Annotated in this window: 13 protein-coding genes and 1 tRNA gene; 6 read left to right on the top strand and 8 right to left on the bottom strand. The window is 60.4% G+C overall.

Annotation, left to right across the window (positions count from 1 at the left end; translation table 11 throughout):
- Nucleotides 1–4: 4 nt before the first annotated feature.
- The 6 genes from G0Q00_RS12080 to G0Q00_RS12105 form a co-directional block, all read right to left on the bottom strand.
- Entirely contained in the window at nucleotides 5–1,171 is a 1,167-nt protein-coding gene (locus G0Q00_RS12080; protein ID WP_370458568.1) for a murein hydrolase activator EnvC, read from the bottom strand.
- On the bottom strand, nucleotides 1,168–2,688 hold the full coding sequence (gpmI, locus tag G0Q00_RS12085) for a 2,3-bisphosphoglycerate-independent phosphoglycerate mutase (protein ID WP_163039643.1): 1,521 nt from the start codon (nucleotides 2,686–2,688) through the stop codon (nucleotides 1,168–1,170). Before gpmI ends, G0Q00_RS12080 begins: the two co-directional genes overlap by 4 nt.
- A 76-nt stretch (nucleotides 2,689–2,764) precedes the next feature.
- Entirely contained in the window at nucleotides 2,765–3,286 is a 522-nt protein-coding gene (locus tag G0Q00_RS12090; protein ID WP_163039645.1) for a carboxymuconolactone decarboxylase family protein, read from the bottom strand.
- Nucleotides 3,287–3,373: 87 nt separating this feature from the next.
- Complete coding sequence (gene rlmH, locus G0Q00_RS12095) at nucleotides 3,374–3,844, bottom strand: 23S rRNA (pseudouridine(1915)-N(3))-methyltransferase RlmH (protein WP_163039647.1); 471 nt, start codon at nucleotides 3,842–3,844, stop codon at nucleotides 3,374–3,376.
- A 16-nt stretch (nucleotides 3,845–3,860) separates the two neighbouring features.
- Entirely contained in the window at nucleotides 3,861–4,277 is a 417-nt protein-coding gene (gene rsfS / locus G0Q00_RS12100) for a ribosome silencing factor (RefSeq protein ID WP_370458578.1), read from the bottom strand.
- Between the two features lie 125 nt (nucleotides 4,278–4,402).
- Entirely contained in the window at nucleotides 4,403–5,770 is a 1,368-nt protein-coding gene (locus G0Q00_RS12105) for a mechanosensitive ion channel domain-containing protein (protein ID WP_163039651.1), read from the bottom strand.
- A gap of 254 nt (nucleotides 5,771–6,024) precedes the next feature.
- Here G0Q00_RS12105 and leuC point away from each other — a divergent pair, with 254 nt between their 5' ends.
- From leuC to leuB, 5 genes are all read left to right on the top strand, one after another.
- Nucleotides 6,025–7,434, top strand: coding sequence for a 3-isopropylmalate dehydratase large subunit (gene leuC / locus G0Q00_RS12110; RefSeq protein WP_163039653.1), 1,410 nt, complete (start codon nucleotides 6,025–6,027; stop codon nucleotides 7,432–7,434).
- Nucleotides 7,435–7,446: 12 nt separating this feature from the next.
- A complete protein-coding gene (leuD, locus tag G0Q00_RS12115) occupies nucleotides 7,447–8,052 on the top strand; it encodes a 3-isopropylmalate dehydratase small subunit (protein WP_163039655.1) in 606 nt (201 codons plus the stop codon).
- 251 nt (nucleotides 8,053–8,303) lie between these two features.
- On the top strand, nucleotides 8,304–9,146 hold the full coding sequence (locus tag G0Q00_RS12120; protein ID WP_163039657.1) for a hypothetical protein: 843 nt from the start codon (nucleotides 8,304–8,306) through the stop codon (nucleotides 9,144–9,146).
- Nucleotides 9,143–10,219, top strand: coding sequence for an endonuclease/exonuclease/phosphatase family protein (locus G0Q00_RS12125; RefSeq protein ID WP_163039659.1), 1,077 nt, complete (start codon nucleotides 9,143–9,145; stop codon nucleotides 10,217–10,219). The genes G0Q00_RS12120 and G0Q00_RS12125 overlap by 4 nt, the downstream gene beginning before the upstream one ends.
- A gap of 75 nt (nucleotides 10,220–10,294) precedes the next feature.
- The gene (gene leuB / locus G0Q00_RS12130; protein WP_163039661.1) at nucleotides 10,295–11,398 is read left to right on the top strand and encodes a 3-isopropylmalate dehydrogenase; all 1,104 of its coding nucleotides are present in this window, start codon (nucleotides 10,295–10,297) and stop codon (nucleotides 11,396–11,398) included.
- Here the strand turns inward: leuB and G0Q00_RS12135 are convergent.
- Nucleotides 11,395–12,990, bottom strand: a complete 1,596-nt coding sequence (locus G0Q00_RS12135) for a Na/Pi cotransporter family protein (RefSeq protein WP_239058429.1) — start codon at nucleotides 12,988–12,990, stop codon at nucleotides 11,395–11,397. The two genes, leuB and G0Q00_RS12135, sit on opposite strands and share 4 nt — an antisense overlap.
- Nucleotides 12,991–13,123: 133 nt before the next feature.
- Between G0Q00_RS12135 and G0Q00_RS12140 the strand changes: the two genes are divergently transcribed.
- Nucleotides 13,124–13,200: transfer RNA gene (locus tag G0Q00_RS12140), tRNA-Pro, on the top strand.
- Nucleotides 13,201–13,271: 71 nt separating this feature from the next.
- Here the strand turns inward: G0Q00_RS12140 and G0Q00_RS12145 are convergent.
- Nucleotides 13,272–13,715, bottom strand: a complete 444-nt coding sequence (locus tag G0Q00_RS12145; RefSeq protein ID WP_163039662.1) for a cytochrome c family protein — start codon at nucleotides 13,713–13,715, stop codon at nucleotides 13,272–13,274.
- Nucleotides 13,716–14,454: the final 739 nt, after the last annotated feature.

Here is a 14,454-nt window from a genome sequence, read left to right on the forward strand (position 1 = left end):
TCCATCAATCCTTGCCTGCCGCGAACCAGTTCGTAGGATCCACGGGCTTTCCGTCATATCTTAGCTCTATATAAAGCGTTTCCGAGCGTTCTGCGCCAGTTCCTTCCTCTGCCGCGATCAAAAACGCTTGATCGTCGTTAGAGCTGACTGCCGGATCCGCCCCACCCATCAGCCCGACAGGCGCACCTTGGGCCAACACTTCGCCCACATCTCCGTACAGCTGCCCAAGCCCGGCCAGCACCAGCAGATAGCCGTCACCCGGTTCCAGAATGGCGACGTTTCCATAATCCAGTAGTGGTCCCAGATAGCGGATCGTGGCGGGCCACGGGGTTGTGACGATGGACAGCGGGCGGGTGGCGACAATCAGGCCGGGGCGCTGAATGCCTGCGGCGTCGCGTTCACCATAACCACGCAGCACGCGGCCCAGAACCGGCATCGCAAGTCGTCCACGCACGGATGCGAAATCCGGAAGAGCAGTAGCACTGGCAGTAGCTTTCGGGTCAGACATCAAGCCTTGCGCAAAGCTGGCCAGCGTGTCAGCGCTTTCCAGCAGGGTTTTCATCCGCGCCTCGTCCGCAACAAAGCGGCGGGGCAGTTCTGTCCGGCGGGCAAGCGCAAGGCTTAGCTCAAAGCGGGCTTCCTGCACACCGGTCAGGCCCGTTTGCAGGGTTTCCACAGCATTTTCCTGAAGCGCACGCAGGGTGCGTTGCTCTTCAAGTCGGGCGCGCAGGTCTTCGGCCTGCGCTTGCAGGGCGGGCGTTACCTCGGACAGGATCATGCCGGACCGTGCTGTGCCCAAGGGGCCAGAGGGGTGGACCAACAGCGCAGGCTCGGGTGCTTTGCCAATGGCTTGCAACACGCCCAGAAGCTGGCCCAGACGGTCACGTTCCGCGTCGAATGCCGCTTGCAAGGCCGCTTCGCGCAAGTTGATCCGACGCAGCCCGTCGCGCAGGGCAGACAGGCCTTCCTCATACGCTTGCACGGTCTGGGTCAGGGCCGCGATGCGGTCGCCGGATTTCTCGGCGTCTTGCAGGGCTTGAGTTGCGACCTCAAGCTGAACCATCGCCGCGCGGGCGGTCAGCGTCGGGTCGGATTGCGCCGCCAGCGGCCCGGCAGCGATCGCCAAGGCAAGGCCCGCCAGAAGGGGCAGGAGGGCGCGGCGCAGGCTCACGAACGGATCAGGCTTTCGCCGGTCATCTCGGCCGGTTTCTCAAGCCCCATCAGCTGAAGCACCGTGGGGGCAAGATCTGCCAAACGCCCATGCGCCAGCGAGATCCCCTCGGGCCCGCCCATCAGAACCACAGGCACAAGGTTCGTCGTGTGCGCGGTGTGCGGTCCGTTCGTCGCATCGTCCCACATGGTTTCGCAATTGCCGTGGTCCGCGGTGACGATCATCGCGCCGCCGACCTCTTCCAGCGCAGCAACCACCTGCCCCAAGCCGTCATCCACGGCTTCACAGGCTGCAATCGCCGCGTCGAGGTCTCCGGTATGGCCGACCATGTCGGGGTTGGCGAAGTTGGTGACGATCAGGTCAAAGCGGTCATGGATCGCCTGCACGAAATGTTCGGTCACGTCGGGGGCCGACATCTCGGGCTGCAGGTCATAGGTCGCGACTTTGGGGCTGGCGGCCATATAGCGGGTCTCGCCTTCGACCGGGTCTTCCTTGCCGCCGTTCAGGAAGAAGGTGACGTGCGGATATTTCTCGGTCTCGGCGGTGTGGAACTGAGTCTTGCCATGCTTGGCGACCCATTCGGCCAGCGTATTCACGATGTCGCGCTTGGGGAAGCAGGTGGTCATATAGCCGTTATGGGCATCCGAATACTCGACCATACCCAGAAGCGCGGACAGGGTCGGGCGGGTGCCGACAGCGAATTCCTCAAAGCCCGGCTCGCCAATGGCACGCAGGATTTCACGGGCGCGGTCAGCGCGGAAGTTGATGAAGAACAGACCATCGCCATCTTGCAGGCCTGCATGTTCGTCGATGATCACCGGGCGGATGAACTCGTCCGTGGTTTCGTTGTTATACGCAGATGCAATCGCCGCATCGACCGAGCTGAAGATGTTTCCAGTGCCGTGCGTAATCGCTTCGTAAGCCAGCGAGACACGCTCCCACCGGTTGTCACGATCCATCGCAAAGTAACGGCCCGATAGGGTCACGATGCGGGCACCTTCGGGCAGGTCCGCCTGAAATGCAGCCAGCTGTTCGCGGGCAGATTGCGGGGCCACGTCGCGTCCGTCAGTGATGGCGTGGATGGCGACCGTCAGACCCGCCTCGGTCAGTGCCTTTGCAGCTGCAACCATATGATCCTGATGGCTGTGCACGCCGCCGGGGCTGACAAGGCCCGCGATATGAGCGGTGCCGCCTGCGGTTTTGACTTTCGCGGCAAACTCCTGAAGGGCGGCGTTCTGGAAGAAGCTACCATCTTCGATCGCCAGATCAATCTGCCCCAGATCCATCGCCACCACCCGACCCGCACCGATATTGGTGTGGCCGACCTCGGAATTGCCCATCTGGCCCGTGGGCAGACCAACATCGGGGCCATGGGTGATCAGGGTATTGTTCGGACAGGTCGCCATCAGCCGATCAAAGTTCGGCGTCTTCGCCAAGGCAGGCGCGTTATGGGCGGTCTCCTCGCGCAGGCCCCATCCATCCAGAATGCACAAAACAACGGGTTTTGGGGTGGTCATAGCGGGGTCCTCTGTCTGCTCGCCTTCTATCTATGGGGTCAGGGGGGCGTGTGCAACGGTTGAGGCGCCGCCCGCGCTACTCGGGCGCGACTTGCAGCGCATCGTTGAACCGGTTGAACGCGCCAGTCAGGGCAATACGCCATGTCAGCTCGACGATTTGGGCATCGGATAGATGGGCGCGGAGGGCGTCAACCTCACCATCCCGCATTTTTCCATGGCGGGTTGTGACGGCCTCGGCATAGTGCACTACAAGGCGCTCAAGCTCGGTCAGCTCGGGGTGGTTTTCGGCGTCGGGCAGCCGCTCGACCCCCTCGGCACTCAGGCCCGTGACCTGCAATTTGGGGCCGTGGTTCGCGGTGCAGTAATCGCAGACATTGATTTTCGACACGGTGACCATCGCCAGTTCCGACAGACGCGTGGGCAGGGTCGTGCCATCGCGCAGAGCGGTCAGCATCGCCCCTACCTGATCCAGCACTGGCGGGTGATGGGCGGCCACGCGCGACCAGTTCTCGAACGCGCCATAGGCGGCCATTCGGTCGAAAGCCGCGCGGGTCTGAGTGTCGAAATCACTGTCGGATATTTCAGGCAATCGGGGCATGTGATCGGTCCTTCTTTCCAGAGAAGGTGCGGGGCGGGACCAGAAGGTTCAAGGGCGCGGGTGCGGGTTCACCGGAAGGTGAACCACCTACACTCTGTGATACGGGCTGCCCGCCAATATGCTCGTCGCGCGATAGAGCTGTTCGGACAGCATGACGCGGACCAGCATATGGGGCCAGACCATTTTGCCGAAGGACAGGCTGGCATCCGCCTTGGCACGTAGGGACGGGTCAATACCGTCCGCCCCACCGATGACAAAGGCAACGTCGCCGCGTCCTTCATCCCGCCAACGGCCAAGAAGGTTGGCGAAATCGGGCGAGGACATCACCTTGCCGCGCTCATCCATCGTGCAGATCAGCGCGCCCTTCGGAATGGCACGTTCCAACAAGGGGGCTTCGGCAGACATGCCGCCGCCCTTCTTGTCTTCGACTTCATGGATTGAAAGAGGTCCGAGGCCCAGCGCCCGCCCAGTCCGGTCGAACCGGGTGGTATAATCGTCGATCAACTCAAGCTCGGGCGATTTGCGCAGCCGTCCGACCGCGCAGACATGCACGCGCATCCTATCGCCCCCTTGATCAGGTCGTGGCGTCTGCTGCGCCGGGTTCCATCCACATCTTTTCGAGTTGATAGAACTCGCGCACTTCCGGGCGGAACACGTGGACGATCACGTCGCCCCCGTCGATCAGAACCCAGTCGCCCTGACCCTTACCTTCGATCTTCGAGAAGACGCCCATTTCCTGCTTCAGCTTATCTGCCAGCTTTTCAGAAATGGCACCCACCTGACGTGTCGAACGGCCAGAGCACACGACCATATTATCGGCCATCTGCGACTTGCCGTTGAGGCTGATCACCACAACGTCTTCGGCTTTGTCATCTTCAAGGGACTTCAGGACAAGGGCCAGCATCTGCTCGCTGGCGGTTTTTCCGGGGTTAGCCGTCATTTCGGGATCCCCTGCGGCTGCGCCTGATGCAGCCTCTGTTTGCAAAGACAGGACATTGTCCTCCTAACATTACACACCGTTCCGCCCCGGTGCTGGGCATGAAAGAATCGTATCACCGCGAGCACATAAGCTCAATCCACAGTGTTTCAAGCCTGTGTGAAGGGTGTGTAAACGGGTCACGGATCGATTTTGGGGCCCGCATCTTCCAACATCCGCACCTCGCGCTGCGGGAATGGGATCGAGATGCCGTTCTCGTTGAATGCATCCCAGAGCGCCAGATAGACATTGCCGCGAATGTTGGTCAGCCCTCCGGACGGATCATCGATCCAGAACCGCAGGATATAGTCGACCGAGCTGTCCCCGAAGCCCACGATATGACAGACCGGTGGGCGGAAGCTGAGCACGCGGTCCACGCTATGGGCGGCCTCGATCGCGATCTTTCGAACCTGGTGGGGATCGTCGTGATAGGCGGTGCCAAAGAAGATATCCAGGCGCACAAAGGCGTTGGTGTGGGACCAGTTGACCACCTGCCCGGTAATCAGGTCTTCGTTCGGTATCAGGTATTCGCGCCCGTCCCGTGTAACGACAGAGACATAGCGCGCACCCAGTTGCTCGATCCAGCCAAACGTGTCGCCAAGGCTAATCACGTCACCGGGTTTGATCGACTTGTCCAGAAGGATGATCACCCCCGACACAAGGTTCGACACGACCTTCTGCAGACCAAAACCAAGGCCCAGACCGATCGCACCGGACAGGAAGGCAAGACCGGTCAGATCCACTCCCACCGCTTTCAGCGCGATAAAGAACGCGGCACCGTAAAGCCCCATCTGCAGGAACTTGACCGCCAACACCTTCATGGATGGCGAAATATCCTCGTTATCCTGAATGCGTGCGGCAGACCCTCGGCTGAGCATGCGTGCCAACGCAAAGAGGATGCCCAAAATAACCGCCACACGTAGGATGGTCCAAAGAGATACGCGGAAATCCCCGACCTCGAGCGCGAGGTTGTCCAGAACGCTGGCTGTTTCTTCGGTGATGCCAAGGAAGTAGAGCGTCACATAGATCCACATCCCCCACATAGCGATGCGGCGCAGCGGACGGTTCTCGATCACGAATGCGGCAAGGCCAACCAGCAACCACGCGGTGACCATCGTGGCCACAAGCGCAATCAGATAGCTGCGCGATGGCCATGTGACTTCGCGCATCACGGACACAGTCCCCCATGACAGCACGATATAGGTCATCATCGCGATGCGATTGCGCAGGTGGATGGCAAAGCGCAGCTTACGTTTGGACCACCCTTCACGGGTGCGCAGCCAAGCCTCGACCCGTGGAACCAGCAACCGGGAAATGACAAACGCGGCCACCGCCAGCCCCAGCATGATCAGAACCTGATACAGGCGCCATGTCTGGCCAAGGCTGATCACGAAGTCGCCGCCGTCTTCCCACAGCGCCCAAAGCTGTTCGGTCAGGGACGGCCCCACTGCTTCCGCGGGTTCTGCGGGCGTCTCTGGTTTGACCTCTGCTGCGGGATCCTGCTCCATTCCCTCTCCTTTTTTGGCAGCATGGCATGGTCCAATGCGCAACGTCCAGAGCCTCTCCCCTTGCCCTGAAGGGCGGGACGGGGTATCTGGTCGGCATGACTCGGATTTTTGACATGGATGACCACGCGTTCTTGCCGTGGCGCTTCTTCGGCGCCCAGAACGCGGTGCTTGCCTGCCTATAAGCCTTTGACGCCCGTTACCGCGGGCGAGCAATCCCTGTCACCTTACCCCAATGACCATCCACGGAGAGCGACATGACCGCCCCGAAGACACTCTATGATAAAATCTGGGATGCCCACGTAGCCCACGAAGCTGAAGACGGCACCTGCCTGCTGTATATCGACCGCCACCTGGTTCACGAAGTGACCAGCCCACAGGCGTTCGAAGGCCTGCGCATGGCCGGCCGTCAGGTGCACGCACCGGACAAGACCATCGCTGTACCGGACCACAACGTTCCGACCACTGCGGGCCGTGAAGATCCTTCGCAGATGACCGAGGAAAGCCGCATTCAGGTGGCTGCACTGGACAAAAACGCCAAGGAATTCGGCGTGCATTACTATCCGGTCTCGGACGTCCGTCAGGGCATCGTGCACATCGTTGGCCCGGAACAGGGCTGGACCCTGCCCGGCATGACCGTTGTGTGCGGCGACAGCCACACCGCGACCCACGGCGCGTTTGGTGCTCTGGCCCACGGCATCGGCACCTCGGAAGTGGAACACGTTCTGGCGACGCAAACGCTGATCCAGAAAAAGTCCAAAAACATGAAGGTCGAGATCACCGGCAAGCTGAAGCCGGGCGTGACCGCCAAAGACATCACGCTGGCCGTGATCGGCGAAACTGGCACCGGTGGCGGCACCGGCTATGTCATCGAGTATTGTGGTGAAGCGATCCGCGATCTGTCGATGGAAGGCCGCATGACCGTCTGCAACATGGCCATCGAAGGCGGCGCCCGCGCTGGCCTGATCGCGCCTGACGAGACCACCTTTGAATACGTCAAAGGCCGCCCGCACGCCCCGAAAGGTGGCCAGTTCGAGCAGGCTCTGGACTATTGGAAAACGCTCTTCACCGACGAAGGCGCGCATTTCGACAAGGTCGTCACGCTGAAAGGCGAAGAGATCGAGCCGGTTGTCACCTGGGGTACCTCGCCCGAGGACGTTCTGCCGATTTCGGCTGTCGTTCCCAGCCCGTCGGATTTCGAAGGCGGTAAGGTCGACGCGGCTGCACGCTCGCTTGACTATATGGGTCTGACCCCGGGCCAGAAACTGACCGACATCGAGATCGACACCGTATTCATCGGCTCGTGCACCAACGGCCGCATCGAAGACATGCGCGCTGTGGCCGAGATCGTGAAAGGCAAGAAGATCAAGGACGGCATGCGTGCCATGATCGTACCCGGTTCGGGTCTGGTCCGTGCTCAGGCTGAAGAAGAAGGTCTGGCGGACATCTTCAAGGACGCTGGCTTTGAGTGGCGTCTGGCTGGCTGCTCGATGTGTCTGGCGATGAACCCCGACCAGCTGTCCGAGAACGAGCGCTGTGCCTCGACCTCGAACCGTAACTTCGAAGGTCGTCAGGGCTACAAAGGCCGCACCCACCTGGTGTCGCCCGCCATGGCCGCCGCTGCCGCGCTGACCGGTCGCCTGACCGACGTTCGTGACCTGATCTAAGAGGACCGCAAAATGGAAAAGTTTGAAAAACTCCAAGGTATCGCGGCCCCCATGCCGCTGGTGAACATCGACACGGATATGATCATCCCGAAAGTGTTCCTGAAGTCGATCGCCCGCACGGGCTTTGGCAAGAACCTGTTCGACGAGATGCGCTATAACCGCGACGGCACCGAGATCGAAGATTTCGTGCTGAACAAGCCGCAATACCGTGACGCCGAGATCCTGATCGCTGGCGACAACTTCGGCTGTGGCTCCTCGCGCGAACACGCCCCTTGGGCCATCGCCGACTTCGGCATCAAATGCGTCGTGTCGACCAGCTTCGCGGACATCTTCTTTAACAACTGCTTCAAGAACGGCATCCTGCCGATCGTCCTGCCGCAAGAACAGGTCGATACGCTGATGGCAGATGCGGAAAAGGGCGCAAACGCCCGCATGACCGTGGATCTGGAAGCGCAGGAAATCACCACCTCGGACGGCGAAACCATCGCCTTCGAAGTCGATGCGTTCAAGAAACACTGCCTGCTGGAAGGGCTGGATGACATCGGTCTGACCATGGAAAAGAAAGCCTCGATCGACGCTTTTGAAGCCAAGGCAGCGGCAGCTCGTCCCTGGGTCTGAGCGCTTAGAATCAACTAAAAGTAGGGGCCGGTCCGCGCGACTGGCCCTTTTTTTGTGCGACTTGGTGCATTCCCGCATCATTTATGGCTTTTTTGGGGCGTTTTTCGCGCTCAAACCCTCTCAACCCTTGCTGCCCCCCATTTTCCCGCGCAATCTGGACAAAACCACCCTGGTTTGACCCTGGCGAGGGGACAAGCGGCGGAACAAGGATGCGGCATGAACCGCACCGTCCGTATAGCGGAGGAAGAGGCATGGTTAGACGACTGTTCGGCGCCATCTTGCGCGCCGGTCTTATGGTGATGTTGGTCGCAACACCTTCGGTCCTGGTTCCAGGAGTAAGCGCCGAGGGTGGGCAAGTCGTGGCAATTCTGGCGCTTGCCGCTGCCGCACTGACAACATTTGAATACGCAACAACTTACCCCAGCATTGTCGAGTTTCGGAACGCCCCACCCTTCAACCGCATCCGCTTCCTGTCGCTGTTTGCCTCGATCCTGTGCCTGTCGATCATTGCCCGCTCGCAGACCGACCCGTCAATCACGGTCGAGTTTCTGACCTCGATCGGCATTCTGATCGGGCAGGCGATTGATTTCCCCTACAGCCCGGTTCACGCTGTGGTGGCGATCCTACCAGCGGATGCGCCGTTCGCGGATCTGGTTCAACTGCGCGCCTTTGCCGGGATGAGCTATCTGATCTCGCTTCTGTCGGTCGCGGTCTTCCTGATCGCGCTGCGCCTGACCAACTGGCCATTCTTCCGGCAAGAAAGCTTTAATCTGTGGGTCAATTTGCCCACGTTCAGCCCCACCCGCAGTGGCGACATCGTGCGCCGCCTGAAACGGGACGCCCGCTGGAACATTGCGCTTGGTTTCCTACTGCCCTTCCTGACACCAATGCTTGTGCTCGAAACTGCAGCCTTGTTCGACACGTTCGAAACGATCGAAACCCAGACGATAATCTGGACAGTCGCCGCGTGGGCCTTCCTGCCTGCCAGCCTGTTCATGCGCGGGATCGCGATGCGGCGGGTTGCTGTGATGATCAGCGATGGCCGCAAGCAGAGCGAGGCCCTGCCCCGCAACGGATATCCCGCAACCGCATGAAACGAACCCTTCTGGCGCTGTGGCTGGCACTTGTTCCCTGCACTGCTCTGGCCGAGGCGCTGCGCATCGCGACCTATCACGCCGACATTCGTAAAAAGGGGCCGGGGCTGCTTTTGCGGGACATCCAGAAGGACGATCCGCAAATCGTGGCATTGGCGCAGGTGATAGCCCACGCCAAGCCGGACGTCTTGGCGCTTCAGGGCTTTGATTACGATCTGGAAGGCCACGCGCTGGCCGCGTTTCAGGACGTTTTGAAGGCTGCCGGTCACGCAATGCCGCACAGCTTCACCGCCGCCCCCAATACCGGGATCGACACCGGGTTTGATGTGGATGGCGACGGTCGGCTGGCCGAGCCCGAGGACATGCAAAGCTTTGGCCGCTATACCGGAGAAGGCGGGATGGCAGTGCTGTCGCGCGTGCCGATTGGTGCGGTCCGCGATTTCTCGGACCTTCTGTGGACAAACTTGCCCGGCGCGCTTCTGCCCAGCGGGGACGAGATCCCCTTCCCCGCACCCGAAGCCCTGACGATCCAGCGCCTCAGCAGCGTGGCGCATTGGGATGTCGAACTGCGCCCTGAAAACGGTCCTGCATTCCACCTTCTGACTTTCCACGCCAACACCCCCGTATTCGACGGCCCCGAAGATCGCAACGGCCGCCGCAACCATGACGAGGTCACGTTCTGGGCCAAGTATCTAGACGGCACCCTGCCCTTCCCAGCCCCTGACGCCCCCGTGGTGATCGCCGGAAATGCCAATCTGGACCCGCTGGACGGAGACGGTCGGCACGACGCGATTGAACTGCTTCTCACCCATCCGCAGCTGCAAGACCCCCGCCCGCAAAGCGCCGGGGGAGTGGCGACCGCAGATACCAACCATCGCGCCGACCCGGCGCTGGATACCGCCGACTGGCCCGACCAGAAACCGGGCAACCTGCGGGTCAGCTATGTGCTGCCCGACGCCCGCCTGCGCGTTACAGACAGCGGCGTCATCTGGCCCCTGCCCGGTGATCCGTTTGCGCAAACGGTCGAAACCGCGTCCCGTCACCGGCTTGTCTGGGTCGATATTGCGTTTTGAGCCTTTGTTTTCTTGACCCTGCGCCCGCGTCAGGCTAGGCCCATCTGCGACGAATTCAGTGCAAGGAATGCCCTCATGACGAACCCCTCTCTGCTTATTCTGCCCGGCGACGGCATTGGTCAGGAAGTGATGGCCGAAGTGCGCAAAGTGATCGACTGGATCGGCGCGAAACGCGGCGTGACCTTCGACGTCAGCGAGGATCTGGTGGGCGGTGCCGCCTATGACAAACACGGCGTTCCGCTGGCCGACGAAACCATGGCGAAGGCGCAAGAAGTCGACGCCGTTCTGCTGGGCGCCGTGGGTGGCCCGCAGTACGACGATCTGGACTTCTCGGTGAAGCCGGAACGCGGCCTTCTGCGTCTGCGCAAGGAAATGGACCTGTTTGCAAACCTGCGTCCCGCGCAGTGCTTTGACGCTCTGGCCGACTTCTCGTCCCTGAAAAAGAACATCGTGTCCGGTCTGGACATCATGATCGTCCGCGAACTGACCTCGGGCGTGTATTTCGGCGAGCCGCGCGGCATTTCCGAAGTGGACGGCCAGCGTGTGGGCGTGAACACCCAGCGTTACACCGAAGCCGAGATCGAACGCGGCGCACGTGCTGCTTTCGAACTGGCCATGAAGCGCGACAAGCGTCTGTGCTCGATGGAAAAAGCCAACGTGATGGAATCGGGCATCCTGTGGCGCGACGTTGTGACCGAGGTGTCGAAAGACTATCCCGAGGTCGAGCTGTCGCACATGTATGCTGACAACGGCGCCATGCAGCTGGTCCGCGCGCCTAAGCAGTTTGACGTGATCTATACCGACAACCTGTTCGGCGACATCCTGTCGGATTGTGCCGCCATGCTGACCGGTTCGCTGGGCATGCTGCCCTCGGCCTCGCTGGGTGCCCCGATGGAGAACGGCCGTCCGAAAGCCATGTACGAGCCCGTCCACGGCTCGGCCCCGGACATCGCGGGCGAAGGCAAGGCCAACCCCTGCGCCTGTATCCTCAGCTTCGCGATGGCCCTGCGTTACAGCTTTGACATGGGTGAAGAAGCAACCCGTCTGGAAGCAGCGGTTGAGAAGGTTCTGGCCGACGGCGTTCGCACCGGCGACCTGCTGAACGAAGAAGGCAAGACCCCGGTATCGACCAGCGAAATGGGTGATGCCGTCATCGCCGCGCTGGACGCCAGCCTCTAAGTATCTTTCCCTTCGGCCTTTTCCGGGGCCGAGGGGAACCCCCGCCGCGCGATGGCCTGATAATGGGCGACACGTTCGGCATGGTGCAGACTTCGGTCCAGCCAGCGCATTGCGTCCGTATGCGCGAACACTTCCTGCAGACTATAAATCCCCGCATGTTCGCCCAGCAAAAGCCCACGGCGGTGCTTGCTTTTACGCTGCTTGACGATGTCATGCAGCCGGGTCAGGCGCGCGGCCTCGTGCGGGTCGAACTCGGCGTCCGCGAACCGCCGCAACGTGGCCCCAAGCGCCAAGGTTGGGCGACGCAACACATGATCCGCAAGCAGCTCGTTTACATGTGCGGTCTTGCCGGCCCGATTGATCAAGCGCGACATGTGGTCCGTCTGGTGCAGAAGCGCGGAATAGGTGTCTTCCTCGACCTGATTGTCCCGTTCCGGATGGATATGTGACAGGAACTCGGACAGTTCATCCAGCGCGCCCTGAAACGGAGCAAGGGCCGAGATACCGCGATAATCCGGCGGCGTGTCCATCGCCTGACCCAAGGCACCGAACAGCCGGTTCGCGATCTTCTCGCTGGCGCCCTGCGCGGACACCAACGCCGCGTCCGTATCTTTCAGAAGGCTGCGATCCAAAGCGATCAACTTGTCTTCCTCTTTCTCGGGTACCAGTCGCGCAACCATCGCTGCGAACTTGGGCGTCACGGGCAGGAACGCCGCCGCGCCGATCAGGTTGAACCCAGTGTGGAACACCAGAAGTGCCGTGAGGTTGTCAAAGCTCTGCGCCAACACGCTCAGCATCGGGAGGATCAGCAAAAGCAGGGGGAAGGCAAACCCGGCCGTCACGCAATTGAAGATCAAGTTGGCAATCGCTGTTTGCCGCATCGGAAGCGAGCCTCCGACCGAGGCCAGAATGGCCGTGAAGGTGGTGCCGATGTTCATGCCGATCACAAGGGCTGCGGCCTGTACCAGCTCGATTGCGCCGCTTTGCAGCAGCACCAAGGCCAAGGCCATCGCGGCGCTTGAGGACTGCATGACGATGGTCATGACCAGCCCAGCCCCGATCAGGAACAGCAGCCCAGCTATCCCGCTGCCGGGCAGAATGTCGGGGGTCACCGTATCCTTGAAACCACCGAGCCCAGTCTGCATCATCTCAAGTCCGATGATCAGCAAGCACAGCCCCGCCAGCCCGCGCCCGATCCGCTTCCACATACCTTTGCCCAGCAGATCCAGAAGACTTGCCGGCAGAAGCAAGGCCATCGCGGCGATATCCAGATCCAGCTTGAACCCCACCAAGGACACCAACCAGCCCGTCGCAGTCGTACCGATATTGGCGCCATAGATGATCCCCAGCGCCTGCACCATCGTCAGAAGCCCGGCCCCGACGAAGCCCACGGTCAGCACGGTTGTTGCGCTTGAGGATTGGATGACTGCGGTGCCGAACGCCCCGGTCAACACGCCGCGCATGGGGGTGGTTGTGAACCGACCAAGCATCCGGCGCAGGTTTGATCCCGCGGCGTCACGTAGAGCATTGGTCAGGATCTCCATTCCGACCAAGAACATTCCGACACCACCAATGGCATAGTAGACCTGCAAGGGCTTACCCCTTTTTGTTTCACTTTAGTCTGGCCCAATCGCTCTAAGTTCACAAGAAGCCGCGATAAGGTCTTTCCGTGTGGAAAAGGCGCTTGCAAATCAGCCCAACGAGGTATAATTCACCCGCCACGGTCGGGCTGTAGCGCAGCCTGGTAGCGCACCTGCTTCGGGAGCAGGGGGTCGGAGGTTCGAATCCTCTCAGCCCGACCAATGACGAAGGCCCCTCACGGGGCCTTTTGTTGTTTTTGGGTCATCGAAAAGGGCGTCATCCCGCCCTGACATTATTCCGAATAGGTCGCGACGTAGGCGACGATATCGTCAGCACCCTTGCGCAGTTTCACACCCATGTTCGGACGCGCTTTGGGATCATCCAAGAACGTGCGAATAAACCCGATGGGGTCTTTCGTGTATTCAATCAGGTTTTCGATGGTCCAGACCAGACCTTCTTCGCCTGCACGGATCATGTCATCGGTGAACATCCCGACCGGAAGCCGCTCGCTGCCGTTGCGATAGTCGCCTTCAGTTCCGGCCACGCGGCCAACGACGCCATACAGGTTCGGGCCAGTAATGCCGCCTTTGACCAGCACTTCGCCTTCGGGGCTGATGATGGCGTGGCATGCCGAGCAACGATTATACATTTTTTCGCCCTTGGCCGGATCACCTTCTGCCCCCGCCAAACCGGGAAAGAGAAGCAGTGCTGCCAGTGCGCGGTACAACTTGGTCATTTGAGAGCCTCATGTGATGGATTCGCCTGTTACCTAGCTGACGAGGCGGAGGCGCAATTTGTCGCAGATCAAACGAGGCGATTTTTTTCACCACAGGGTTGTTTGGCATCGTACCGACTCGCACTCACTCTTGGCGCTTCTGTTGCCGGTGATTCTCCCCGTTTGACACCGCAATTCGGGGGGATTTCCGGCAGGGCATATCGTCATAATATCTGAACAAACAGGTCCGAACCTTCGCCCTCATACAACCATAAAGGTGAATTCGACCCTCAAATGCGCAAACCCGCAGTGTGCGAATCGCTGCACAGGGGTGATTCTGCACCCTAAATTGCCTTAGTTACTTGTGTTTTATGCATATCTGGGCTTGCGCATCACCGCAGAGACAAGATTTCTGCCATCGCGCGCGCGCAGGTGCTCTCCCTTAACGGTAGAAACTAAAGCATTTTTCATGCGCCATAATTGCGCCCCATTTGAGGCCTAAACAACCCTCAATTGTGTCTCAATTACGCCCCGTTCTGGGTCACACTCGTTGAGGTGTAGTTATGAGTTCTCGACCTCTTGTATCCCGAGGTCTGTCCGGTATCCCACTCTACCTAACGCCGAGGACCATACAGTGCACGCATCGTCCAATGTTGTTGATATTCAGGCAAATGCCGCCTTTGTCATGCGCAAAGGGCTCAGCGATAGGTTGCAGTATCTTAGCGCAGAGTACCCCCAGGTCGGCTTTGGCGTCTCGCTG

It is taken from the genome of Aliiroseovarius sp. PrR006 (genome assembly GCF_010500215.1).
Taxonomy (GTDB): Bacteria; Pseudomonadota; Alphaproteobacteria; order Rhodobacterales; family Rhodobacteraceae; genus Aliiroseovarius.

Coding starts and splice junctions, on each gene's coding strand:
- rlmH (WP_163039647.1), bottom strand. CDS start 3,844: ATGCGCGTGCATGTCTGCGCGGTCGGACGGCTGCGCAAATCGCCCGAG.
- G0Q00_RS12120 (WP_163039657.1), top strand. CDS start 8,304: ATGGTTAGACGACTGTTCGGCGCCATCTTGCGCGCCGGTCTTATGGTG.
- gpmI (WP_163039643.1), bottom strand. CDS start 2,688: ATGACCACCCCAAAACCCGTTGTTTTGTGCATTCTGGATGGATGGGGC.
- leuD (WP_163039655.1), top strand. CDS start 7,447: ATGGAAAAGTTTGAAAAACTCCAAGGTATCGCGGCCCCCATGCCGCTG.
- G0Q00_RS12090 (WP_163039645.1), bottom strand. CDS start 3,286: ATGCCCCGATTGCCTGAAATATCCGACAGTGATTTCGACACTCAGACC.
- G0Q00_RS12105 (WP_163039651.1), bottom strand. CDS start 5,770: ATGGAGCAGGATCCCGCAGCAGAGGTCAAACCAGAGACGCCCGCAGAA.
- leuB (WP_163039661.1), top strand. CDS start 10,295: ATGACGAACCCCTCTCTGCTTATTCTGCCCGGCGACGGCATTGGTCAG.
- leuC (WP_163039653.1), top strand. CDS start 6,025: ATGACCGCCCCGAAGACACTCTATGATAAAATCTGGGATGCCCACGTA.
- G0Q00_RS12145 (WP_163039662.1), bottom strand. CDS start 13,715: ATGACCAAGTTGTACCGCGCACTGGCAGCACTGCTTCTCTTTCCCGGT.
- G0Q00_RS12125 (WP_163039659.1), top strand. CDS start 9,143: ATGAAACGAACCCTTCTGGCGCTGTGGCTGGCACTTGTTCCCTGCACT.